Here is a 21,765-nt window from a genome sequence, read left to right as displayed (position 1 = left end):
CGTTTCGGTTTTCATGCCGGGTCCGGCAGGTGTATGGCCGCGAGCTCGGCCGGATCGGCCAGGATCTCGATACCGGCGATCCGCCCGCCGGTGACCCGGAAAGCGATGACGGACAACGGTGTTCCGTCCGAGCGCCAGGACATGAATCCGGGCAGACCGTTGACGAGCACCGCACGATGCCGGGCGACGGCGCCCGCGAACATGCGCGCCCCGGCTGCCACCTCGGTGGCGCCGAGGGTGACGACCACGCCACCGGGAGTATCGACCGTCAGCCGCACATCCGGATCGAGCACCCGCAGCAACGCCTCGAAATCACCCTCGGACACCGCCGCCCGGAAGGCCCGGACCACCTCCCGCTGCTCCGGCCCGGCGGCCGTCGGCCGCTCGGTGGTCCGGACCTTCCGGCGGGCCCGGCTGGCGATCATCTTGGCGGCATCGGCGGACTTGCCGAGAATATGGCCTATCTCGTGGAACGGCACCGCGAACATATCGTGCAGCACGAAGGCCAGCCGCTCGCTCGGCCCGAGCGAGTCCAGCACCACGAGCAGCGCGAACCCCACCGAATCGGCGAGCGCCACATATTCTTCCGGCTCCGGGCCGGTATCGGCGGTGATCACGTACTCCGGCCGGCCGTCGTCATAGAACTGCTCGGGCCGAACTTGCCGTGACCGCAGCACATCCACACTGATCCGGCCGACGACGGTCGTCAGCCAGCCCGCCAGATTCTGAATGCTCCCCGTATCCTGCCGCACCAGCCGCAGCCAGGCCTCCTGCACCGCGTCCTCGGCATCGGCATGCGACCCGAGCACGCGATACGCGATCGCGCGCAACCGATCACGCTTCGCCTCGAACTTCGCGGCCAGGTCCGCCGGACGGCGGTCAGTCATCGTCACGGCCACCCCGGCCGCGCTGCCGCAGCGAGATGCGATTGCCATCGGGATCCACCGCCTCGATGCGCACCCCGAACGGATACTCCTCCGGTTCGACCCCGTCGAAGGTCACGCCCCGCCCGCGAAACACCTCGAAATCCCTTCGCAGATCGTCCGACTCGAGAATGAGCGGCCCCGGCGCCGCTCCCGCTCCGACCGGCTGCCCCGCCCCCGGCGCATGCGACCACAGAATGATCTCGACCGACCCGTCGGCCACATCCACCGTCAGGAACCGCCCGTCCGGCCCCGAATAGTCGATCCGCTTCTCCAGCCCGAGCCCCTCCGTTTAGAACTTCAGCGCCCGATCCTGATCTGTGACATAGACCGTCGCATACATAACGTTCGTCAGCATCGTCTTCTCCCACTCCACCCGTTCGATGTAGACGACCTCGAACCCGGCCGTCACCGATACGACGACCGGAAGCGGGAGAAGGTAACACTGGACATGTGATCACCGGGAACTGATGGCGGCATTTCGCGAGTAGGGCCCGCCACCAGTTCCCGGTCGATGATGTTTCGGATCAGAGGGGGTCGGTGCCCAGGTCGGCGTTGGCCAGTTTGACGGCTTCGCTGGTTTCCAGGGTGGCGCGAGAGCGGTCCCATTTGCGGTTGGGGGTGTGGTTGTCCGCGGCGGTCTGGGACTGCATGGGCTCGATTTCCGGGTCGGGGGGTGGGCCGGTGCCGGAGGCGAGGCGGGCGGCTTCGGTTTCGCGGCGGTCGTCGCGGCGGGCGGCGGCGTGCTGGTGGCCCTGTTTGCGGCGGGCGTCCTGGGAGAGGTTGGGCTTTTCCATCGGGCTGTACCTTTCGGTCGCGCGTATGGGCGATTCAAGTATGCGCTCGGAAAAAGCGGGGCGGTTGGTTTCCTATACGAGAACTTCCCCCTCCACCCGCGGGTGTGCGGGTGCAGGGGGACGTCTCACATCTGCCGCCGGTGGGCGAGCGATTCAGTTCTGGCTGGATTCGCCGTCGCGATGCTCACGAGAGAGCTTGCGCAGGAAATCCGGATCGTCCTCGGGACCGATAACGCGGTTCCGGCGCGGGGATGCTGGGCCGCTGCCGGTCGGTCGCTGAGGTCCGAAAGCCTTCGAGCACAGCACCGCGACTGCCACGATCGCGATGAGTACCAACAGGTACGTCACGTCGCTCACCTCCTGCCAACGAGGGTAATCCGTGTCCGTACCCGCGGCACCGTAGAACTTGAAATGGGGGTTACACGCAGGTCGCCTCTGTGGTGAGGGACTTGAGTAACTGCATGACTTCGGATTCGCGGAATCGGCGGTGCCCGCCCGGAGTACGCAGGGAGCCGAGGCGTCCTGCGTGTGCCCAGCGGGTCACGGTCTTCGGATCAACATGGAACAGGGCTGCCACCTGGCCGGGGGTGAGCAGGGTGTCCTGGCCGTTGACGGAACCCATTACGCGGCTCGCCGCGGTGAACGCAGTCATTCGCAAACCTTTCCGTATCGACAGATCCCTCATCAGTAGCGACATCGTTGCACTGCTACCCCCATGTGTTCGAACAGTCTCGATTTGGTAAAGAGGAAGTAATAGACAAAACGGATATCCGTACTGTGTTTACCGTCACTAAAACAGCCGTCGTAGCGAACATTCAGCGACTTCTCCGGGCAGGGTGCGGCGAATGCCCGAATCCCCGTCACCTAGGCTGTCGGCGTGAGTGACGCACCCCGGCCCGACGGTGCGGGCCGCCGCCTGGCCCGCGATATGGCCCTCTACACCCTCACCCGCCTCGGGCTGGTCGCCGTCATCGCGGCCATCATCGTGGGCGTGGCCGCCGCGGTGAACGTGGCCGTTCCGCTCATTGTGGCGCTGCTGTTCGCACTGCTCATCGCCATGCCGCTGTCGCTGGTGCTGTTCAAAAAGCTTCGTACGCAGGTGAACAAGGACATCGCCGCGGTCGACGAGAAGCGCCGCCGCGACCGCGAACAGCTCATGAAGCGCCTGCAGGGCGGTGACGCGTGAAGCGCTGCGATCGCTCCACCCCCCGCGACTGGGTCGACAATGCTGTCCGGCTGATCGACGCCGACACCCAGCGCAGCGCCGACACTCACCTGCTGCGCTATCCGCTGCCCGCCGACTGGGGCGTGCAGCTGTATCTCAAGGACGAATCCACGCACATCACAGGCAGTCTCAAACACCGCCTGGCGAGATCACTGTTCCTGTACGCCATCTGTAACGGCTGGGTCACGGAAGGCACCACCGTGGTGGAGGCTTCGTCCGGTTCCACCGCCATCAGCGAGGCCTACTTCGCGAAACTGCTGGGCCTGGACTTCGTGGCCGTGGTCCCGGCCAAGACCTCCCCGGAGAAGCTCGCGCTCATCGAGGCGCAGGGCGGGCGTTGTCATCTGGTTGACAAGGCCCCGGACATCTATACGGAGGCAGCGCGTTTGGCGGCCGAATGCGGCGGCCACTATATGGACCAGTTCGCCCATGCCGAGCGGGCCACCGACTGGCGGGGCAACAACAACATCGCCGAATCCATCTTCCAGCAGCTGGCTTTGGAAACCCATCCGGTGCCGGAGTGGATCGTCGTCGGTGCTGGTACCGGCGGTACCAGCGCCACCATCGGCCGCTATATCCGCTACAAGCGCCATGCCACCCGCCTGGCCGTGGTGGATCCGGAGAATTCGGCCTTCTACGGCGGCTACGAGCTCGCCGATGCCGGTTATCAGACCGGAATGCCTTCGCGGATCGAGGGTATCGGCCGCCCGCGGGTGGAGCCGTCCTTCGTCGGCCAGGTGGTCGACTGCATGCTCGAGGTGCCCGATGCCGCCTCCATCGCGGCCGCGCGGCATGCCTCCGTGGTGCTCGGGCGCCGGGTCGGCGGATCCACCGGCACCAATCTGTGGGGTGCGTTTGCCCTGATTGCCGACATGATTGCCGAGGGGCGAACCGGCAGTGTGGTGACCATGCTGTGCGATGGCGGGGACCGTTATGCCGGAACCTATTTCAATGACGAGTGGGTTGCCGGTCAGGGGCTGAGCCTGGCGGAACCCGAGTCGATCATTGTCGAATTCATCGCCACCGGTACTTGGTCGGGCTAGTTTCCGCACGGCGCGGCGATGGGGTGAGAACTATTGATCACTCACGCAGTTGTTTGCCATCAATTTGCTGAAGTGGTTTCGTCGGCGTCGGGTCACCCGGTGGCAATGTCTCGCGCCGTCGTCGCTGCGGATTGTCCAATGTGTTTACGGGGCTTGACATAGCGGGCCTTTCGCGGACAACTGGACGCGTGACCGCCGTCGGTTGATCGGGTGTCGTCGCCAGTAACAGCGACCACGAGCCCAGACTCGCCGAGGTGTGCCACACCAGGATTCGCAATTCGGTAATGGTCAGGGTCTGCGGATCGCGCACCAGCGTGGCGTGATTGCGGTCGATGAGCACCGAGTCGCTGCGCCACATGAGCGGGAACTCCGGGCTCCGCATGCAGGCGTCGATGATCTCCTGGCAGCGCTCCTCCTCGCCGCTGCGAGCGATCTGCGTGCGGAACCAGCCGACGGTCGCCTGCGTCTCCCGCATCCAGTCCACCAGGACCGTCCGCGCCAAGGGGTTGAGCACCATCCATTCCAGAATGTTGGCGCCCGGCTCCAGTTGCGGGAACACCTGCGCGTAGGCGGTATTGACCGCCAGCACGTCCAGAGTCGACGAGACGTACGCGCCGGGTTTGGGATTGAGCAGGTCCAGGTATTCGAGGTCGCCCGCGGTGGGTGCATCGGGTTCGATGCGCGGCGCGGGCCCGTCCGCCAGGATCAGGGCGTACTCGTACTCGCCGGGCTGGAGTTTCAGTGCCGTGCTGAGGGATTCGATGACGTGGCGGGACGGAGTGGCGCCGCCTTCGATCTTGGTGAGATAGGGAACCGAGAGGTTGGCGAGCCAGGCCAGTTGCGGACGGGTGAGATTGGCGATCGTGCGGCGCTGGCGAATGTACTCGCCGAACGTGGGAACTCCATTCAACTTAGGGTGACCTTACCTGTATAGCTTCAAAGTACAAGCGCGGTTTTCGATTGACCCACGCACGGTCAGGCGACGAGGGGGTGCGCGGTAACGCGTTCTGCTCCAATAGTTTGAAACAACAACAATCCAGGAGTCGAGTTGGGTCAGCATCCGCGTTCGGCCGTCAGCGTCATGATGAATCCGTGGGGGCCGGTGGCCTTCGGGCTGTACCGCGATCGCGACGGGGATATCTGGGAGAAGGAAGCGGGCGGCTGGCGGTTGCGGCTGCAGGGCGGCGTCATTGTCGACCCGGGCACGCTGTGGGACTGGGCCGACGGTCACGTGCGCGACTACGCACCCTTCGTGCCGTGGAACTGAACCGGTGCCCGTCCGTCGTTTTCGCTGACGGCGAACCGCCTTCCGAACGTGTCAATTTTCGTTGACGCGCCTCGAATGTCAACTTAAATTGACATACATGAGTGAAGCAACGACTCTGGCGGCCGCCGCGGGCAGCCCCGACCCGCAGGTCGGACTGCGCGCGGTACTGGCATTGCGCAGGTTGCTCGAGCGGCTCGAAGCCATACAGGTCACCAATGCCCGGCAACAGGGCTGGTCCTGGCAGGCCATCGCCGACTCGCTCGAGGTCAGCCGGCAGGCGGTCCACCAGAAGTACAACCGGAAGGGCGGTATCCGCTGATGTTCGAACGATTCGACAAGGCAGCCAAATTCGCCGTGGTGGGCGCGCAGGAGGAAGCACGCGAACTGCGCGCGCCCGCCATCGACGTCGAACACGTACTCCTCGGCGTACTGGCCGCACCCGATACGGGATTGACCCAGCTGCTCGGCGAGCACGGGCTGACCGCCGCCGGGGTGCGGGAGGCGCTGGTGCGCAAGCGGACCGGCGAACCCCTCGGTCAAGAGGACGCGGACGCGCTGCGCTCCATCGGCATCGACCTCGACGCCGTGCGGGAAAGCCTGGAGGCCACCTTCGGCGAGGCCGCCCTCGAACGCGCCATCCCGGCCGACGAACCGCGCCGCGGCCGGTTCCGCGGCGGTAAAGGCAAGGCCTTCGGGCATATTCCGTTCACCGGGGATGCCAAGAAGATCCTGGAGCTGTCGCTGCGCGAGGCCCTCGCCCGCAAGGACGGCCGCATCGAGGCCGGGCATATCGTGCTCGGCATCCTGCGCGCGCCCAATGCGACCACCCGCACGCTGCTCGGCGACGAGCGGGCGGTGCAGGGGTTGCGGGCGGCGGTGTCGAAGCATCTCGATCGCGCGGCCTGATCGAGATCGGGCGTGTGCCACCCGGCCGCGACACCGATCTCACCCTACGATCGAGGCCATGACGCTCATACTTCGTCTGCTCATCACCGGTGTCGCCATCTGGCTGGCGTCCGAATGGGTCGGCGGGATCTCCATCGTCGCCCCCGAGGATCAGGACGCCACCACCGGCAAGATCATTGTGATCGCGGTCGCGGCCGTGATCTTCACCATTGTCAACGCGCTGGTGAAGCCGCTCGTGCAGCTGCTGTCACTGCCGCTGGTGATCGTGACGCTCGGCCTGTTCCTGCTGGCGATCAACGCGCTCATGCTGTGGCTGACCTCGGTCATCACCGAGACCACCAGCTATCAGCTGCATGTGGACGGATTCTGGGCCGCCGTCTGGGGCGGCATCATCATCTCCATCGTGAACTGGGTGCTCGGCGTCTTCGTTCCCGAGAAGAACTGAGCAGGGGCGGGGGCCCGGCCCCCGCCCCGATCTCAGGCCAGGCCCAGCGCCAGACCGGTCGCCACCGACCACACCAGCAGCGCCTTGCCGGTACCGGCCAGGGCGGGAATCAAACCCGGCCCGTTCTGACCGGACCGCACCGGCTCGTTCGCCTTGACGGCCAGCGGCAGCGCCACCAGTCCGGCCAGCGCCCACGGGGTGCGGGCCACCAGCACCAGTGTCACCACGAACGGCACCGCGATCAGCACCAGATGCATTGTGCGGGTGCGGGCATCGCCGAGCCGCACGGCCAGCGTGGTCTTACTGGACACGCTGTCGGTCGGAATATCGCGCAGATTGTTGGTCACCAGCACCGCGCTGGAGTACGAACCGACCGCCACCGCGCAGGCCAGCCCGGCCCAATCGACCGTGCCCGCCTGCACGTACTGGGTGCCCAGCACCGCCACCAGGCCGAAGAACACGAAGACCGCGATCTCGCCGAAACCGCTGTACCCGTACGAGTTCCGGCCGCCGCTGTAGAACCAGGCCCCGGCCAGGCAGGCCGCGCCCACCAGCAGCAGCCACCAGGCGGAGGTGGCGGTCAGGACCAGTCCGATCACCGCGCCCAGCGTCAGACAGCCGATGGCCGCATTGCGCACCGCGGCCGGACTGGCCAGTTTGGAACCGACCAGGCGCAGCGGGCCCACCCGCTCGTCGTCGGTGCCGCGAATACCGTCGGAGTAGTCGTTGGCGTAGTTCACGCCGATGATCAGGGACAGCGAAAGCAGCAGGCAAAGCACCGCTTTCCACCAGACCGCGCCGTCGATCGATGCGGCCGCCCCCGTCCCCACCAGGACCGGGGCGATCGCATTCGGAAGTGTGCGCGGCCGAGCGCCCTCGATCCACTGTGCTGCTGTAGTCATGACGGCAGCCTAGTGCGCGGTTCGGCGCGGGGGCACGCTCAGGATTCGGCGGCGGCCTTGAGCTGGGCGAGCCCCTTCTCGAAATCCGGACCCACCAGGCGATCGATGGGATACAGCTTGCCGAGCAAGGCCATCGCCCCGCTCTGCTGCCCGGTCATCCGCCAGGTGACCCCGGTCCCGCCCTGCTCCGGCCGGAATTCGAAGGTGACCTGGTTGGTGGCCTTCCACGGCTTCTCGAAATGCAGTTTGATGCTGATGGCATCGTGCGTGGCGGAGGTGATCTCCATATCGCCGCGCCCGGCCTTGCGATTGCCGCTCCAAAAATAACGTGCGCCGATGCCCCGATCGGCCCCACTGTAGACGCGCTCCATATTCGGGTCCGTGTCCTCCCACGGCGACCATTTGCGCCACTGGTGGAAGTCGTCGATGAGGGCTTGGACCTGCTCCGGTTCGGCCTTGATGACCGTTTCCCGGTGGATGTCGAATTCGGCCATGCACAAAGCGTATGCGACCACACCCCTGGATCCGGCGAATCCGGCAGTGCTCGCACCGCTCACCTACGATTGGCGAGGAATGTATTCGCGAACAGGCAGCTCGAGCGGCGGCAGCGCCCGCTTCGCACCCGCAGGCGACTCGGTCCTGGTGGTCCTTCTCGGTGAGGTCGCCCTGCGCCGCGACGGTGCGCTCGCACCCGTACCCGGAACCCGCTCCCGCCTGCTGGTCGCCGCCCTCGCCACCCATCCCGGCCGCAGCCGCAGCGCCCAGGCCCTCATCGACGACATCTGGGGCGAGGATCCGCCGCGCGCCCCGATGAACGCCCTGCACACCCAGGTCTCCCGGCTCCGCACGGCGCTCCCGGAGGGAGCCCTGGAAATCGGCCCGGCCGGTTACCGCCTCATGCTCGCCCCCGACCAAGTCGACCTGACCCTCGCCGGGCAACTGGAAAAGCAAGCGCGCCAAGCCGATACCGCCGGAGACTTCGACACCTGCCTGGCGCTGATCGCCGCCGCCCGCACCCTCTGGCGCGGCGACCCGGCCGCCGATCTGCCCTCCGGTCCGGTCGGCGACGAGCTCACCCGGCTCGCGGAAACCCGTCGACGCGCCCTCGACGCCTTGGAACTGTCCGCCCGCGAAGCCTGCGGCGACCTCCCCGGAGCGCTCGAGCTGGCCCGCCGCGAGGTGGCCGCCAACCCGATGGACGAACCGGCCCACGCCACCTTGATGCGACTGCTCGTCGCGTCCGGTCGCGCCAACGAAGCCCTGGAGGTCTTCGCCGCCCTCCGCACCCACCTGCTGGACCACCTCGGTGTGGATCCGGGACCCGCCCTCGTCGCCATGAACGCCGCCATTCTCTGCGGCGAGCCAGTGCCGGGCGCGCGCGGCGCTTCGGCCAGCGGCGGGTCCGGGACGGAGATGGCGAGCCCCGCGCCCGTACCGGACGGACAGGCGGCGCCGCCCGCGCCGGGTGGATCGGATCACGCTGCGGGACAGCGCGGCTCGGCGGGGCGCGCCGACGCCGGTCAGCGGCAGGGCGCGGGCGATTCGGTGACGGCTGCGGGCTCGTTCCTGCCCGGAGTGCGGACATCTGGTGAGGTGGGCGCGAGTTATGTCGTGGCTCAGGGTTATTCGGGGGAGCCGGAGCGGACGGGCGAGACGGCGGCGTGGGCGGTGGGGTTGCGGGCCGCGCCGAATCCCCTGCTGGGGCGCGAAGCGGATCTGGACGCGCTGGAGGCAGTGCTGCGGCGGTCGCGGGTGACGACCGTGCTGGGGCCGGGCGGGACCGGGAAGACGCGGGTCGTCAACGAGTTGGGGGCGCGGCTGGCGGGGGAGAATTCGGTGGTGCTGGTGGAGTTGGCGTCGGTGCGGGTGGATCCGGGTGGGGGTGATCGGTCGCGGGCCGAGGTGGAGGCGGCCATCGGGGCGACGCTCGGGATCGGTGAGCTGTCCCGGGACACCAATGTGCTGCGGCCGGTGGGGTCGCACGATTCGCGGCGGCGGTTGCGGGAGGTGCTGGCCTCGCGGCCGATGCTGCTGATTCTCGACAACTGCGAGCATGTGATCGACGCGGTGGCGGAGGTGGCCGCGGATCTGGTGGGCGTCAGCGATCAGCTGACCGTGCTGACCACCAGCCGGGCGCCCTTGGAGATCACGGCCGAGACCGTGTATCCATTGCCGCCGTTGACCATCGACCCGGCCGGATCGCCCGCCACCGAGCTGTTCGCGGCGCGGGCCCGGGCGGTGCGGCCGTCGGTGCGGCTGGATCCGGAGGTGGTGGCGCGGCTGTGTCACACCATCGACGGGCTGCCGCTGGCCATCGAATTGGCGGCGGCACGGGTGCGGACCATGAGCGTGGAGGAGATCGAGACCCGGATCGAACACCGATTCGCCCTGCTGCGCAGCGGAGATCGCAGTTCGCCGCAGCGGCATCGCACCCTGCACGCGGTGATCGAGTGGAGCTGGAACCTGCTCGACGAACAGCAGCGGGTGGCGCTGCGCCGCCTGTGCCGGTTCCCGGCGGGATTCACCTTGCGCGCCGCCGAGACCGTCATTGCCGGACCCGAGATCGCCGATGCCGAGTCGGCGATCGAGGGCCTGGTCGGGCAATCGCTGCTGACCGTGCTGGAAGCGGATCCGGACGCGGACGAGGGCGTGCGCTACCGCATGCTGGAGACCGTCCGCGAATTCGGCGAGGAACAACTCGGGTTCACCGGCGAGGCGGAGCGGGTGATGGACCGAATGTCGGCCTGGGCCAAGGGCTTCGCGCTCGAGGCGGCCACCCGGTACCCGACGGGGGAACAGGTGCGGGCGGTGCTGACCACCGCGGCCGAGCTCGACAATCTCGTCGCCGTCCTGCGCGATGCCGTCGAACGCGAGGACCTCGACACCGCGCACGCCGTATTCCCGGTGCTGGCCGGACTGTGGGTCATCCGTGGCGCGCATATGGAATTGATCAACTGGGCGCCGCGCTATCTGGCGCTGCCGCTGCGTTCCGGTCCGCTCACCGAGATCGAGGCCGACCTGCAGATCTTCGGACAGCTGGTGGTGTCGTTGCATCTGATCTACATGGACGACAACCCGCGTCTGGTGGGGACGGTGCGGGCGCGGATCCGGCGGGCCCTGCGCTCGAGTGCCTCGATCACCCCGGTGTTCCGCTATGTCGGCGGGCTGGCGACGCTGCCGGTGCGTGCGGGCGGATTCGGGCTGGCGCGCTACCTCGGCGACGGCACCCGCTCGGCCGATCGCAGTACCCGGGAGACGGCGCTGCTGCTGCGCGCCAATCTGCGCGAGAATGCCGGTGATGTGCACGGTTCCATCCGGGATGCGGTGCGCGCCATGGCATCCGGCAGCACCGAGGACGCCTGGGGCACCGCCATGGTGTCGCAGCATCTGGGCAGCATGTACGGGCAGACGGCGCGGTATGCCGAATCCGTGGACTACTACCGGCGTGCGGCCGAATTGCTGCACCGGTTGCGGGCCTATGAGGAGTCGGTCGAGATCCGCAGCCTGCTCGCCCTGTCCCTGACCGGTATGGGCGATACCGTGACGGCGCGCCGCGAGCTCGAGCCCGCCCTGGGCGTGGTCGGACTGTCACCCACCGGGACCTACGCGGGCGGCGAGCCCAATCATCGCCGCGCCGCGGTCGTGGCCGGACTGGCGGAAATCGAACTGGCGGAAGGCGATATCGATTCCGGTCTGCGGCGCTACCGGCAGGTGCTGGCCCAGATCGGCTGGCCGCACGGCGCGATCACGCCCGGCCCGGGCGATGTCATGTTCGGCGCCGTGGTGGTCGACGCGCACATTCTGCACGGCCGGGCCACCGAGGTGCACAAGCTGGTCCGGGAGCTGGTCGAGCTGGCCATTCCGCGCCTGGGCCAGTTCCGGGATCTACCCCAGATCGGCGGGGTGGCCTGCGCGCTCGGTACCTATCTGCTCGCCACCGGCGAAAACCGCGAGACGGCACTGGAACTGCTGGCCCTGGCGCCGAGAGTGGTCGCCCGCCAGGACTATCCGTCCATGCGCCTGGACCGCCACTACGAGCTGCACCGCGCGACGGTGGGCGCGGAACGCCTGGCCGCGGCCCGGAACGCGGTGGCGCGGGTGGGGCGCAGACCGGCCGCCGCGCGAGTCATGGAACTGCTCGGCGAATTCCACGAAAGCCACTGAACCCACGATCCGGACAGCACGAAGCCCGCCCCGGTTTCCTGAGGCGGGCTTCGTCTTTCGATATTTCGGCGGTTCAGGCGCGCCGCATGTAGGCCCGCACGGTGAGCGGTGCGAAGATCGCGATCACCACGATCGAACCGAGCAGCGACCAGACGAGATTGGCGGTGTACGCGCCGTCGTTCATGAGGTCCCTGGCGGTATTGACCATGTAGTACACCGGATTCACCTTGTTCAAGCCCTGCATCCAGCCCGGCATGGTGGACACCAGGGCGAACGCGCCGGACATGAAGGTCAGCGGGAACATGATCATCATCGAGATGCCCTGCACCCCGGACGCGCTCTTACCCGTGACGCCGACCAGCGCCCAGATCCAGCTCACCGCGAACGAGCAGAACACCACGACCAGACCGGCCACGATGACCGCCAGGACGCCGCCGTGCGGCCGGTAGCCGAGGATCATGCCCACGGCGAGGGTGAGCACGGTCGCCAGGCCGTAGCGCACCATATCGGCGAGCAGGGCGCCCGCCAGCGCCGAAATGCGGGCGATGGGCAGCGATTTGAACCGGTCGAACACGCCCTTGTCCATATCCTCGCGCAGCTGCGTGCCGGTGACCACGGAGGTCAGCACGACCGTCTGCACCAGAATGCCGGGAATCAGGACGGGCAGATAATTCTGCACGCTGCCGCCGATGGCGCCGCCGAAGATATAGGCGAACAGCGCCGTGAACAGGATCGGCTGCACCGTGACGTCGAACAGCTGCTCCGGATTGTGCTTGATCTTGAGAATGCCGCGGTAGGCCATGGTGAACGAATTGGCCAGGGTCTGCCGCAGCGGAATGCGATTGCTGACCGCCGGAATCGGGGCCGGGGCCGCCGCGTGCCGCCCGGCGGGGGCGGTGAGTGTCGTGGTCATGCCGCGCTCTTTTCGGTGTCGTTCTCGTCGTTCGCGCCATGGCCGGTGAGTGCGAAGAACACCTCGTCCAGGCTGGGCTTGGAGACATTGATCTCGTCGACCCGGATGTCGTGCTCGCGCAACCGGATCAGAATGTCGGTGGTGATGGCGGGATCGGGCAGGGGCGCGGTGATGCGGCCCGCCTCGGGGCTGACGGCGGCCTCGACGATCCTGCCCTCGGCCCGGGACAGGTACTCGCCCACCAGGACTCGCGCCTCCTCGATGCGGGCCCGATCGGCCAGCGTGAGTTGCAGGGCGGACAGGCCGACCGAACCCTTGAGTTCGTCGGAGGTGCCGTCGGCAATGACCTTGCCGCGGTCGATGACCGCGATCCGGTCCGCCAGCTGATCGGCCTCGTCCAGATACTGCGTGGTCAGCAGCACGGTCGAGCCCTCGCGCACCAGTCGCCGGATGGTCTCCCACATCTGGGCGCGGGTGCGCGGATCCAGACCGGTGGTCGGCTCGTCCAGGAACAGCAGCGGCGGGCGGGCGATGAGGCTGGCGGCCAGGTCGAGCCGCCGCCGCATACCGCCGGAGAAGTTCTCCAGGGCCTTGCTCGCGGCCTCGGTCAGCCCGAACTCCTCGAGCAGCTCGTCGGCCTTGCGCCGGGAATCGGCCTTGGACAGTCCGAGCAGCCGCGAGAAGATGATCAAGTTCTCGGTGGCCGAGAGCTTTTCGTCGACCGAGGCGTACTGACCGGTCACGCCGATCAGCGAGCGCACCGCCGTCGGCTCGGCGAGCACATCGCGCCCGAAGATGCGGGCGCTGCCGCCGTCCGGGCGCAGCAGGGTGGCGAGCATGCGGATGGTGGTGGTCTTACCGGCGCCATTGGGTCCGAGCACGCCGTACACGGCCCCCCCGCGGGACCGACAGGCTCGCGCCGTCGACAGCCCGCTGCTCCCCGAAGGCCTTGACCAGCCCGTCCGCCTCGATGGCCAGGGGCTCAGCAGGTGTGTAAGAAGTCATGCCGAGAACTCTGCGGCACCGATCTTGCACGCCCCTTGCACCGCTGTTGCATGCCCGCGCAAGTGCTCTGGCCAGGGAGAATGCCACGCGCCGCGGCCGTGGCCTCCCACGCGCGGGGCCTGCGGATTGCTAGCCTGACGCCCGTACCGCGCTCCGGAATTCCCGTTCGCTCCGCTTCCCGCTGCACCCGTCGCGACCCTGGATAGCGAGGTTCCGTTGAGAATCGCCTCTGCCGCCGTGACCGCACTCCTGACCGCCGCGACCGCGCTCACCACCGCGGTCACCGCCGGTCGACACCGCTCGACCTGGCCGATCCCGACCCCTCCGCGCCCGCGGTGCTGGGCTCGCAGGATCCCGAACCCGCGCTACTGAGCTGCCCGCCGATTCCCGATGCCGACGACCCCATGGCCCCGATCCCGCCCCGCGACCCGCTGTGCGGTGAGAACGACATGGAGCTGGCGTCCAATATCTACCTGCGCAGCAATGCCTACCGCCACCTGTCCACCATCTACGGCCCGGACGTCGAGGTGAGCCTGATCGGCAACAACCACTTCCAGTTGCGCGACCGCCGCACCGGCGACCTCATCCTCGGCGAGGACCGGCGCACCCTGCACCACGTGCCCTTCGGCCGCGAAGTCGAGCCGCCGCGGCTGGAACAACTCCAGGATCTGACGCCGCACGAGCAGGCCATGCGGGAGGGCCTGTCCCGCGTCACGGTCGGTGTTATGGAGGGCGTCGTCTACACCGGCGATCTCACCGATATGTCCGCCTACCTGACCACGCCGATCGGCAGCCTGGTCGTGCAGGCCCCCGGCACCGGACCGGATCCGCTGCAGCCCGGCCCGGGCGGTGAACGGCGCGTGGTGCCGCTCAACAACTTCCAGGTCCTCGACATCCAGGGCCGATACGTCATGGGCAATACCCTCACCCTCGGCTCCCCGATGGCATTGTGGCCCAATGCCGCCGTGCCCTGCCCGCTCGGCACCGTGCCCATTTCCCAGCTGCCGCCGAAGAGCGCCCCGGACGGCCGAAGGACCGACACCGTCACGACTGCGGCCGACCTGCCGGACCCGGTCTGCAAGGCACCGGCGAGCGTGCCGATCGCCCTGGGCGATATCGACGATCCGGCGACTCCGCCCGGCGAACCCGGTCAGCCCGCTCCGCGCAGCCAGCCGGATCCGGTGCAGCGGCAGAAGGACCTCAACGACGCCTACAGCGCGGTGGGCACCCAGTTCGGATTGGCGGTCAGCGTCGGCGGACTGCTGGGCGGCGTCACCGGCCTCGCCGTCGGTTACCTCGCGGGCGGCGTGGGCGCCGGTACGGCGGGCACCTTCTCCGCGGCGCTGGCGGGCACGGCCACCGGCTTCGCGGGCGGATGTCTCACCGGCGCGGTCATTCTCGGCAGTATGGGCGCCACCGTCGGCAGTCTGGCGATCGGCATTCCGGTCGGCATCGTGTCGGCCGTCAACGCCTACAACACCCTGAGACTGCAAGGCGATGTGGCGCGCAACCCGATCCGTGAGGTGCTGCAACCGCTCGTGACCGACGAGGTCGGCTCGCGGCTCGCCGCGGCGGGCGAGTCCCTGCGGTCGATGGTCGACGTCGTCGCGCCCCGGCCCGGGCCCGTTGCGCCGCCGCAGCTTTCGCCGTCGGTGCCACCGCAGCTCGCGGCCACGCTGCCGGAGCCGGTCAGCGGCCTGCTGCACTCGATACTCGCGCCACTAACTCCCGCCGCGACATAAACCGACCCGGTCATTCCGGCATGGGTTGCGGGAATTCGTCACGATGGCGCGACACCGCGGGATCCCGGCCACAGGTGCGCCGGGTTGGGTGGGCCACGAGTGCGGCGTGGCCTGCGCTGCGGCTCAGCGTGCGGTGTCGACCAGCAGGTGCTGGCGCAGTTTGTTGCGGTCCGGCTTGCCCGGGCCGCGCAGCGGGATCTCTTCCAGCACAGCCAGTTCGCGCGGGGCGGCAATGGTGTCGAGTTCGGCGACCACGTGTTCGCGCAGTTCGTCCAGGGTGGGCGGGGTGACGCCGGGGGCGGGCACGATGGCGGTGACCACGCGCTGGCCCAGCCGGTCGTCGGGGAGGCCGAGGACGACGCATTCGGCGGCCGCCGGATGCGTGATGAGCACGGCCTCGACCACCTGCGGGATGACCAGCAGGCCGCCGGTCATGATGGCCTCGTCGAGGCGCCCGGTCACGGTGAGCACGCCGTCCTCCACGAAACCGGCGTCCTCGGTGCGGAACCAGCCGGGTTCGGCGAAGGCCGGGTGATCGGGCACATTGCGGTAGCCCTTGGCGACCATATCGCCGCCGAGCACCACGCGGCCGTCCTCGATGCGAATCTTCGCACCCGTCAACGGCACTCCCTCGTACACGCAGCCGCCGCATGTCTCGCTCATGCCGTAGGTGCGGAAGACGCTGATGCCCGCCGCGCGGGCGCGCTCCAGCACCGGCGCCGGGGTGGCCGCACCGCCGATGAGCACCCCGTCGAGCGAGGCGAGCGCCGCGGTGGCCACGGGTTCGTCGAGGGCCTTGATGAGCTGGGTCGGCACCATGGCGGTATAGCGGCGCTCACCGCGCATCCCGGAGATGGCGCCCGCGAGCGCCTCCGGCAGGAAGCCGTCCGACACGTCCAGCACGGCCGGTTCGGTGCCCGCCAAGATACTGCGCAGCAATACCTGGATGCCCGCGATGTGATGGGTCGGCAGGGCCAGCAGCCATTGGCCGGGTCCGCCCAGCCGCTCGTGCGTGGCATCCCCGCTGGCGCGCAGATTGGCCGCGGTGAGCATGGCGCCCTTGGGCGTTCCGGTGGTGCCGGAGGTGGTGACCACCAGGGCCACGTCCTCGTCGATCTCCTCGCCGGGGCGCAGGCTGGAGCCGAGTCGCTGCGTCTCGCGGCGGTCGGCGGTGGGGACGGGTAGCCAGGCGGGGCCGTTGCCCTCCAAGGCTTCCCGGAGGTGCGGCAATACGTCGCCCACGGAGGCGCCGGTAGGCATGGGGAGTATGCGGAGGGTATTGCTCACGTTCGCGATCGTGTCATGTCGAGGGGTGGCGGCGCACCCGGGAGGGTCGACGCCCGGTCGATGGGTCGGTCGGTCAGTCGGACGTCGGTGTCGCCAGCGGCCAACCGCCGGCTGCCAGCCGGGAGGCCACCCGTGCGATATCGTCCTCGCCCGGTTGCTCCTTGGCAACTCGGGCAATCGCGGCCTCGATGTCCTCGCGCGCGATATCGGTGCGGGCGATCTCGGCCGTGGCCAGATGGTCGTGGATGAGGTCCTCCACCACGATCTGCACCTCGTAATCGGTGAGCCGGCGGTGCAGCACGGCCAGCAGCGCCACATAGTCCGATTGCGGAATGCCCTGCGGGTATCCGGCTTTCAACCAGGCCAGCACCTTCTGCAGCACATTGATATTGGGGTGCGGATTGGGCGGCGGCAGCGGCGCCGAGGTCGGCTGATCGGGCTGTTCCGGAGTGCTCACGAGCGTGCCTTTCGGTCCGGCGGCGTCACGCGCCGAGCAAATGTATGCCGAGGCGGGAGGCCAGGAATCCGCGTGCGATGAACAGCACACCCACCACCACGGCGATCATCACCACGGCGAAGCAGAGCGCGGACACGGCCGTCGCCACGGCCTTGGCGGAGCCGGTCGCGCCGTCGTCGATCTGCGCGAGGTAGCGGATGCCGACCGCGAACACCATGGGCAGGCCCGCGCCGAACACCAGGGCGGCCACGGTGACCTGCCACAGATCGGAGAACGTGTTCAGAAAACTGTTCATGGCCTGTGCCTTCCGCCGTTCACCGGCTGGCGTCGACCGGCGGGGCGCCCTGCCAGTCGTCGTTGACATTGCTGGAGTTTACCGGCTTGCGGCGGGACCGCAGCCAGATCAGCGTGGCCAGGGCGATGAGCAGCGCGAACACCACCAGGGTGCCCGCGGTATCGCCGATGGCGTTCAGGATGGCCCAGCAGATCGCGCCCACCACGCCCGCCATCGGCAGGGTGAGCACCCAGGCCACCACCATGCGGCCGAGCACCGCCCACCGCACCTCCGCGCCGCGGCCCAGGCCGGAGCCGAGGATGGAGCCGGTCACGGTCTGGGTGGTGGACAGCGGCAGCCCGAAGTGGGCCGAGGTGAGAATGATCGCCGCACTGGTGGATTCGGCCGCGAAGCCCTGCGGCGGCGCGATGTCCACCAGGCCCTTGCCGAGCGTGCGAATGATGCGCCAGCCGCCCAGACAGGTGCCCGCGGCAATGGCGACCGCACAGGACACGATCACCCACAGCGGCAGCGGATCGCCCGCGCTCACCGAACCGTGCGCGATGAGCGCCAGGAAGATGATGCCCATGGTCTTCTGCGCGTCATTGGTGCCGTGCGCCAGCGAGACCAGCGAGGCCGAACCGATCTGGCCCCAGCGGAACCCGCGCACCACGGTCCGCTCATTGCTGCCGCGGGTGATCCGGTAGACCAGCCAGGAGGCGATGGCCGCCACCAGCGCGGCCACCACCGGAGCCAGCAGCGCCGGGATGATGATCTTGCCGAGCACGCCTTTGTTGCCGGACACCCACACCACGCCGCTCCAGCCGAGCGCGGCGATGGTGGCGCCGATGAGCCCGCCGAACAGCGCGTGCGAGGAACTCGACGGCAAACCCAACAGCCAGGTGAACAGATTCCACAGGATGCCGCCCACCAGACCGGCGAAGACGATGTCCAGCAGGGCCCGTCCGCTGACCTCGGACAGGTTCACGATGCCCTCGGCGACCGTCGCGGCGACGGCGACGCTGAGGAACGCGCCGATCAGATTCAGCGCCCCGGACAGGAGTACGGCAATACGCGGCGGCAACGCACCGGTGGCGATCGAAGTGGCCATCGCGTTCGCGGTGTCGTGGAATCCGTTGGTGAAGTCGAACGCCAGGGCCGTGAGAACAACGATCAGCAGAACGAGCAGTTCGGCAGACACGGCATCCAGTGTGCGATATGCCCTTTACGCGTTGTTAACCGGTGCCCCCGATCCAGTTCACAGTTACTCGCGTGCTAATGCGGCTCAGCCTTTCGGTGGCCGATTATCCCGGCGTATCGGGTGGTCGGCGGGAATCTCCACGAGCACGATCGGCACGCCGTCCGGATCGCGCACCCACATTTCGATGAGCCCCCACGGCTCCTGTTTCGGCGCGCGATCGATCGGCACGCCGCTCACCGCCAGTTCGGCGGCCGCATCGGCGCAGTCGCGCACCTGCAACCAGATCGCCCCCGCGAAACCGGGCGAATCCTCGGTGCGGCGACCGTGCCCGGCGACCTCGAGCAGTCCCTGCCCGGCGAAGAACACCGTGCCGCCCGGATATTCGCGGGCAATGGCCAGACCCAGCGTGTCCCGATAGAACACCAGCGTGCGCTGGTAGTCCGACGGCCGCAGAATCAACCGGCTGCTCAGTATCTCCATGCGTCGAGCTTCCCAGGCCCCGCCCCGGCGACGGGGCAGGAACGCTCGGAAGACACGGGATTCAGAAGTAGTACGGGTACGGCTTCCAGTCGGGTTCGCGCTTCTGCAGGAAGGCGTCGCGCCCCTCGACGGCCTCGTCGGTCATGTACGCCAACCGGGTGGCCTCGCCCGCGAAGAGCTGCTGTCCGACCAGACCGTCGTCGGTGAGATTGAACGCGTACTTCAGCATGCGGATGGCCTGCGGCGACTTGCCGAGAATCTCGCCCGTCCATTCCAAGGCGACATCCTCGAGCCGTTCGTGGTCGATGACGGCATTGACCGCGCCCATCCGATACATTTCCTCGGCGGTGTACGGGCGGCCGAGGAAGAAGATCTCGCGGGCGAACTTCTGGCCGACCATCTTGGCCAGATAGGCCGAGCCGTAACCGGCGTCGAACGAGCCCACATCGGCATCGGTCTGCTTGAAGCGGGCGTGCTCGCGCGAGGCCAGGGTGAGGTCGCAGGTGACGTGCAGGCTGTGCCCGCCGCCCGCGGCCCAGCCGTTGACCAGGGCGATGACAACCTTGGGCATGAAGCGGATGAGGCGCTGCACCTCGAGGATGTGCAGGCGTCCGGCGCGGGCCGGGGCGACGGTCTCGGCGGTGTCGCCGGAGGCGTACTGGTAGCCGGAGCGGCCGCGGATGCGCTGGTCGCCGCCGGAGCAGAAGGCCCAGCCGCCGTCCTTGGGGGAGGGGCCGTTGCCGGTGAGCAGGACCGCGCCGACATCACTGCTCATGCGGGCGTGGTCGAGGGCGCGATAGAGCTCGTCGATGGTGTGCGGGCGGAAGGCATTGTGTACTTCGGGGCGGTCGAAGGCGATGCGGACGGTGCCCTGCTCGATATGGCGGTGGTAGGTGATATCGGTCAGGTCCTCGAAGCCCGGCACGGCTTTCCACAAATCCGGATTGAAGGTCACGAGCTCGAACATACTGGTCAAGCCCGGGGCGCGGGCGGCCGGAGCGCCCTGTCGCACGGCGGGAGGGCTCCTGCCGCAAAACGGACACAATTCGCAGGAACGTTGCCGGAGTGGGGTATCGGGGTGACAGGTTACCCGGCGGTCTCGAATGTGAAACGCTGCCAATCGATTGCGGAGGCCTTACAGTGCTGTTTGCTGCTAGTCAGCAACTGCGCATCGGCATCGTGTGTGAGGGGACCACGATGCGTATAGTTGCGTGCGCTCGTTCATCGAAAAACGATCCGGAGGAACCTGAAAGTGGTTGCAGCACTGTCTGAATCCCTGCTCGACGACGCCAAGTGTCCGGCCTTCCTGGCCGACGCCCAGGAGGTTCTGGATGCGGAGGTGTCGGACAAGGGCGGCGCGTCGGGGCTCGCCGTGAAGGGCGGCTACGCCGCGGTGAAGAAGGTCAGCCCGACCATCGTCGGCGATGCGCTGGCGTCCTTCATGCCGAAGTTCATCGCGCAGCTCGAGCCGTTCTGGGCCGAGTACGCCGCTTCCGGCGCGGGCTCGTTCGCCGATCTGCTGGTCGCCAAGCAGGACGAGGTTGCCGAGGCGCTGCTCTCGGTCACCGATGAGCGCGCCGCCGCCTCGTCGCGTCCCGCGCTGACCAAGGTCTACAACTCCATGCGCTCCTCGGCGAAGAAGCATGTCGCCGAAGCCCTTCCGCGCGTCGGCGCCCTGGTGCAGAAGCACGCGGGCTGAGCCGCCTCCCCGGATATTCAGCGCCCGGCTCGGGTGCCGTCGACCGTCGTGCACGCGTGGCGGCGGTTGGGTGCCGAACCGATTCCGGGGGTACCCGGGGAGTTACCCGGGCCTCACGAAATCAGTTGTCGCCCTGGGGAGAAGTTGAGTGTTCGCGGCCCGACGCCTTCGGCGCGGGCCGCGAGCCGATCTATCAGCCTGCGGCCTTGCCGACGCGCCAATAGCCGGTGAAGGTGATGTCGCCCTTCGGGATTCCGCGCTCCTGCGTGAGGTAGCGCCGCACACCCGAGGCCAGTTGCTGTTCGCCCGACACCCAGGCGTAGACGCCCTGGGCGGGCAGGTTCGCGCGGCGCACCGCATCGGTGGCGAGCGCGCCCACCGGTCCGTGCGGATCGTTGCGGACCAGCCAATTCACCGTCACGCCTTCGGGTTCGTCCAGTTTCTGCGCGTCGTCGGCGTGCGAGATCTCGATGAATGCCGCGCCTTTCAGGCCGCGCGGGGCGGACCGCAGAATTCCGGCGACGGCGGGCAGCGCGCTCTCGTCGCCCACCAGCAGGGCGAAGTCGGTGTGGTCGGGAGCCTGGTAGGTGATGCCCTCGTCGAGCAGGCCCGCCTTGTCGCCGGGCGTGGCATTGCTCGCCCAGGCGCCCGCCGGGCTGTCGCCCTCGTGCACGAAGAAGTCGATATCGAGCTCAGCCGTGCTGCCGAACTCCCCGAAACCGGCAGCACGGTAGTCGCGCACGGTGTAGTTGCGCGCTACCGGACGGTGTTCCTTGCCCATCATGAGGTACTGGGCGTACCAGCCCAGGCTGCTGGTGGAGGTGGGCAGGCGCAGCTCGCCGTCGCGGCCCGGCAGGAAGAGCCGGAACCACTGGTCGAAACCCATGGCGGTGAAGCCCGCGAGCCCGTCGCCGCCGAGGGTGACGCGGACGAAGTTGGGGCTGAGCTTCTTGCTCGCCAGCACTTCCACGCTGAGGACTTCCCGCTGCTCGGGCTTGACATATTTGGTGCGCTTCGCCATGGGCTTAGGTTAGC

25 protein-coding genes and 1 pseudogene are annotated in these 21,765 nt (G+C 68.2%); 9 read left to right on the top strand and 17 right to left on the bottom strand.

Going from position 1 to position 21,765, the window contains the following annotated elements:
* Window positions 1-11 precede the first annotated feature (11 nt).
* The 5 genes from NC4_RS25730 to NC4_RS25710 form a co-directional block, all read right to left on the bottom strand.
* A complete protein-coding gene (locus tag NC4_RS25730; protein ID WP_067543494.1) occupies window positions 12-887 on the bottom strand; it encodes a sigma-70 family RNA polymerase sigma factor in 876 nt (291 codons plus the stop codon).
* Window positions 880-1,146, bottom strand: a complete 267-nt coding sequence (locus tag NC4_RS25725; RefSeq protein ID WP_218021290.1) for a VOC family protein — start codon at window positions 1,144-1,146, stop codon at window positions 880-882. Before NC4_RS25725 ends, NC4_RS25730 begins: the two co-directional genes overlap by 8 nt.
* Window positions 1,147-1,450: 304 nt before the next feature.
* Complete coding sequence (locus tag NC4_RS25720; RefSeq protein WP_067543126.1) at window positions 1,451-1,720, bottom strand: hypothetical protein; 270 nt, start codon at window positions 1,718-1,720, stop codon at window positions 1,451-1,453.
* Between the two features lie 153 nt (window positions 1,721-1,873).
* Window positions 1,874-2,068, bottom strand: coding sequence for a hypothetical protein (locus tag NC4_RS25715; protein ID WP_067543490.1), 195 nt, complete (start codon window positions 2,066-2,068; stop codon window positions 1,874-1,876).
* Window positions 2,069-2,138: 70 nt separating this feature from the next.
* Window positions 2,139-2,372 carry a BldC family transcriptional regulator gene (locus NC4_RS25710; RefSeq protein WP_084529770.1) on the bottom strand — a complete coding sequence of 78 codons (234 nt, stop codon included), beginning with the start codon at window positions 2,370-2,372 and terminating at the stop codon, window positions 2,139-2,141.
* A gap of 225 nt (window positions 2,373-2,597) precedes the next feature.
* On the opposite strand from NC4_RS25710, the gene NC4_RS25705 reads away from it, so the two are divergent.
* Together NC4_RS25705 and cds1 are read left to right on the top strand one after the other, a co-directional pair.
* Complete coding sequence (locus NC4_RS25705; protein ID WP_067543123.1) at window positions 2,598-2,906, top strand: DUF4229 domain-containing protein; 309 nt, start codon at window positions 2,598-2,600, stop codon at window positions 2,904-2,906.
* Window positions 2,903-3,988, top strand: coding sequence for an L-cysteine desulfhydrase Cds1 (gene cds1 / locus NC4_RS25700; protein WP_067543120.1), 1,086 nt, complete (start codon window positions 2,903-2,905; stop codon window positions 3,986-3,988). Before NC4_RS25705 ends, cds1 begins: the two co-directional genes overlap by 4 nt.
* Window positions 3,989-4,025: 37 nt before the next feature.
* On the opposite strand, the gene NC4_RS25695 is transcribed toward cds1, so the two are convergent.
* Window positions 4,026-4,898 (bottom strand): helix-turn-helix domain-containing protein, encoded by an 873-nt coding sequence (locus NC4_RS25695; RefSeq protein WP_067543117.1) that lies wholly within the window; start codon window positions 4,896-4,898, stop codon window positions 4,026-4,028.
* Window positions 4,899-5,036: 138 nt separating this feature from the next.
* Between NC4_RS25695 and NC4_RS25690 the strand changes: the two genes are divergently transcribed.
* The 4 genes from NC4_RS25690 (at window position 5,037) to NC4_RS25675 (ending at window position 6,606) form a co-directional block, all read left to right on the top strand.
* On the top strand, window positions 5,037-5,255 hold the full coding sequence (locus NC4_RS25690) for a hypothetical protein (RefSeq protein ID WP_067543114.1): 219 nt from the start codon (window positions 5,037-5,039) through the stop codon (window positions 5,253-5,255).
* A 97-nt stretch (window positions 5,256-5,352) separates the two neighbouring features.
* Window positions 5,353-5,574, top strand: a complete 222-nt coding sequence (locus NC4_RS25685) for a hypothetical protein (protein WP_067543110.1) — start codon at window positions 5,353-5,355, stop codon at window positions 5,572-5,574.
* A complete protein-coding gene (locus NC4_RS25680; protein WP_067543108.1) occupies window positions 5,574-6,161 on the top strand; it encodes a Clp protease N-terminal domain-containing protein in 588 nt (195 codons plus the stop codon). The genes NC4_RS25685 and NC4_RS25680 overlap by 1 nt, the downstream gene beginning before the upstream one ends.
* A gap of 58 nt (window positions 6,162-6,219) precedes the next feature.
* Window positions 6,220-6,606 (top strand): phage holin family protein, encoded by a 387-nt coding sequence (locus NC4_RS25675; RefSeq protein ID WP_067543105.1) that lies wholly within the window; start codon window positions 6,220-6,222, stop codon window positions 6,604-6,606.
* Window positions 6,607-6,638: 32 nt separating this feature from the next.
* Here the strand turns inward: NC4_RS25675 and NC4_RS25670 are convergent, their stop codons facing one another.
* Window positions 6,639-7,508 carry a 1,4-dihydroxy-2-naphthoate polyprenyltransferase gene (locus tag NC4_RS25670; RefSeq protein WP_067543102.1) on the bottom strand — a complete coding sequence of 290 codons (870 nt, stop codon included), beginning with the start codon at window positions 7,506-7,508 and terminating at the stop codon, window positions 6,639-6,641.
* 38 nt (window positions 7,509-7,546) lie between these two features.
* On the bottom strand, window positions 7,547-8,002 hold the full coding sequence (locus tag NC4_RS25665) for an SRPBCC family protein (protein WP_067543098.1): 456 nt from the start codon (window positions 8,000-8,002) through the stop codon (window positions 7,547-7,549).
* Between NC4_RS25665 and NC4_RS25660 the strand changes: the two genes are divergently transcribed.
* Window positions 8,001-11,672, top strand: coding sequence for an AfsR/SARP family transcriptional regulator (locus tag NC4_RS25660; RefSeq protein WP_245721911.1), 3,672 nt, complete (start codon window positions 8,001-8,003; stop codon window positions 11,670-11,672). The genes NC4_RS25665 and NC4_RS25660 overlap by 2 nt on opposite strands.
* A gap of 73 nt (window positions 11,673-11,745) precedes the next feature.
* Here NC4_RS25660 and NC4_RS25655 read toward each other — a convergent pair whose 3' ends face one another.
* A complete protein-coding gene (locus NC4_RS25655) occupies window positions 11,746-12,585 on the bottom strand; it encodes an ABC transporter permease (protein WP_067543093.1) in 840 nt (279 codons plus the stop codon).
* Window positions 12,582-13,590 (bottom strand): annotated as a pseudogene (locus NC4_RS25650) (ATP-binding cassette domain-containing protein). Before NC4_RS25650 ends, NC4_RS25655 begins: the two are co-directional and overlap by 4 nt.
* A gap of 335 nt (window positions 13,591-13,925) precedes the next feature.
* Here NC4_RS25650 and NC4_RS25645 point away from each other — a divergent pair.
* Complete coding sequence (locus NC4_RS25645) at window positions 13,926-15,332, top strand: hypothetical protein (RefSeq protein ID WP_067543090.1); 1,407 nt, start codon at window positions 13,926-13,928, stop codon at window positions 15,330-15,332.
* Window positions 15,333-15,455: 123 nt separating this feature from the next.
* On the opposite strand, the gene menE is transcribed toward NC4_RS25645, so the two are convergent.
* The 6 genes from menE to NC4_RS25615 form a co-directional block, all read right to left on the bottom strand.
* Window positions 15,456-16,592 (bottom strand): o-succinylbenzoate--CoA ligase, encoded by a 1,137-nt coding sequence (menE, locus tag NC4_RS25640; RefSeq protein WP_067543087.1) that lies wholly within the window; start codon window positions 16,590-16,592, stop codon window positions 15,456-15,458.
* Window positions 16,593-16,692: 100 nt separating this feature from the next.
* Complete coding sequence (locus tag NC4_RS25635; RefSeq protein ID WP_084529794.1) at window positions 16,693-17,034, bottom strand: DUF3349 domain-containing protein; 342 nt, start codon at window positions 17,032-17,034, stop codon at window positions 16,693-16,695.
* Window positions 17,035-17,101: 67 nt separating this feature from the next.
* A complete protein-coding gene (locus NC4_RS25630) occupies window positions 17,102-17,371 on the bottom strand; it encodes a hypothetical protein (RefSeq protein ID WP_067543084.1) in 270 nt (89 codons plus the stop codon).
* 19 nt (window positions 17,372-17,390) lie between these two features.
* Window positions 17,391-18,551 carry an inorganic phosphate transporter gene (locus NC4_RS25625; RefSeq protein ID WP_067543080.1) on the bottom strand — a complete coding sequence of 387 codons (1,161 nt, stop codon included), beginning with the start codon at window positions 18,549-18,551 and terminating at the stop codon, window positions 17,391-17,393.
* An 84-nt stretch (window positions 18,552-18,635) separates the two neighbouring features.
* Window positions 18,636-19,031 carry a VOC family protein gene (locus NC4_RS25620; RefSeq protein ID WP_067543077.1) on the bottom strand — a complete coding sequence of 132 codons (396 nt, stop codon included), beginning with the start codon at window positions 19,029-19,031 and terminating at the stop codon, window positions 18,636-18,638.
* A gap of 61 nt (window positions 19,032-19,092) precedes the next feature.
* A complete protein-coding gene (locus tag NC4_RS25615) occupies window positions 19,093-19,986 on the bottom strand; it encodes a 1,4-dihydroxy-2-naphthoyl-CoA synthase (protein ID WP_067543482.1) in 894 nt (297 codons plus the stop codon).
* 297 nt (window positions 19,987-20,283) lie between these two features.
* Between NC4_RS25615 and NC4_RS25610 the strand changes: the two genes are divergently transcribed.
* The gene (locus NC4_RS25610) at window positions 20,284-20,730 is read left to right on the top strand and encodes a DUF6918 family protein (RefSeq protein WP_067543074.1); all 447 of its coding nucleotides are present in this window, start codon (window positions 20,284-20,286) and stop codon (window positions 20,728-20,730) included.
* Between the two features lie 193 nt (window positions 20,731-20,923).
* Here the strand turns inward: NC4_RS25610 and NC4_RS25605 are convergent, their stop codons facing one another.
* Entirely contained in the window at window positions 20,924-21,751 is an 828-nt protein-coding gene (locus NC4_RS25605; protein WP_067543071.1) for a siderophore-interacting protein, read from the bottom strand.
* Window positions 21,752-21,765: the final 14 nt, after the last annotated feature.

The sequence above is a fragment of the Nocardia crassostreae genome, assembly GCF_001613405.1.
Classification (GTDB): domain Bacteria; phylum Actinomycetota; class Actinomycetes; order Mycobacteriales; family Mycobacteriaceae; genus Nocardia; species Nocardia crassostreae.
Note: the sequence above shows the minus strand (reverse complement) of the source record. Positions and strands in the feature narration are given on the sequence as shown.

Coding starts and splice junctions, on each gene's coding strand:
- NC4_RS25685 (WP_067543110.1), top strand. CDS start 5,353: ATGAGTGAAGCAACGACTCTGGCGGCCGCCGCGGGCAGCCCCGACCCG.
- NC4_RS25670 (WP_067543102.1), bottom strand. CDS start 7,508: ATGACTACAGCAGCACAGTGGATCGAGGGCGCTCGGCCGCGCACACTT.
- NC4_RS25605 (WP_067543071.1), bottom strand. CDS start 21,751: ATGGCGAAGCGCACCAAATATGTCAAGCCCGAGCAGCGGGAAGTCCTC.
- NC4_RS25710 (WP_084529770.1), bottom strand. CDS start 2,372: ATGACTGCGTTCACCGCGGCGAGCCGCGTAATGGGTTCCGTCAACGGC.
- NC4_RS25680 (WP_067543108.1), top strand. CDS start 5,574: ATGTTCGAACGATTCGACAAGGCAGCCAAATTCGCCGTGGTGGGCGCG.
- NC4_RS25630 (WP_067543084.1), bottom strand. CDS start 17,371: ATGAACAGTTTTCTGAACACGTTCTCCGATCTGTGGCAGGTCACCGTG.
- NC4_RS25720 (WP_067543126.1), bottom strand. CDS start 1,720: ATGGAAAAGCCCAACCTCTCCCAGGACGCCCGCCGCAAACAGGGCCAC.
- NC4_RS25660 (WP_245721911.1), top strand. CDS start 8,001: ATGCACAAAGCGTATGCGACCACACCCCTGGATCCGGCGAATCCGGCA.
- menE (WP_067543087.1), bottom strand. CDS start 16,592: ATGCCTACCGGCGCCTCCGTGGGCGACGTATTGCCGCACCTCCGGGAA.
- NC4_RS25730 (WP_067543494.1), bottom strand. CDS start 887: ATGACTGACCGCCGTCCGGCGGACCTGGCCGCGAAGTTCGAGGCGAAG.
- NC4_RS25620 (WP_067543077.1), bottom strand. CDS start 19,031: ATGGAGATACTGAGCAGCCGGTTGATTCTGCGGCCGTCGGACTACCAG.
- NC4_RS25655 (WP_067543093.1), bottom strand. CDS start 12,585: ATGACCACGACACTCACCGCCCCCGCCGGGCGGCACGCGGCGGCCCCG.
- NC4_RS25665 (WP_067543098.1), bottom strand. CDS start 8,002: ATGGCCGAATTCGACATCCACCGGGAAACGGTCATCAAGGCCGAACCG.
- NC4_RS25675 (WP_067543105.1), top strand. CDS start 6,220: ATGACGCTCATACTTCGTCTGCTCATCACCGGTGTCGCCATCTGGCTG.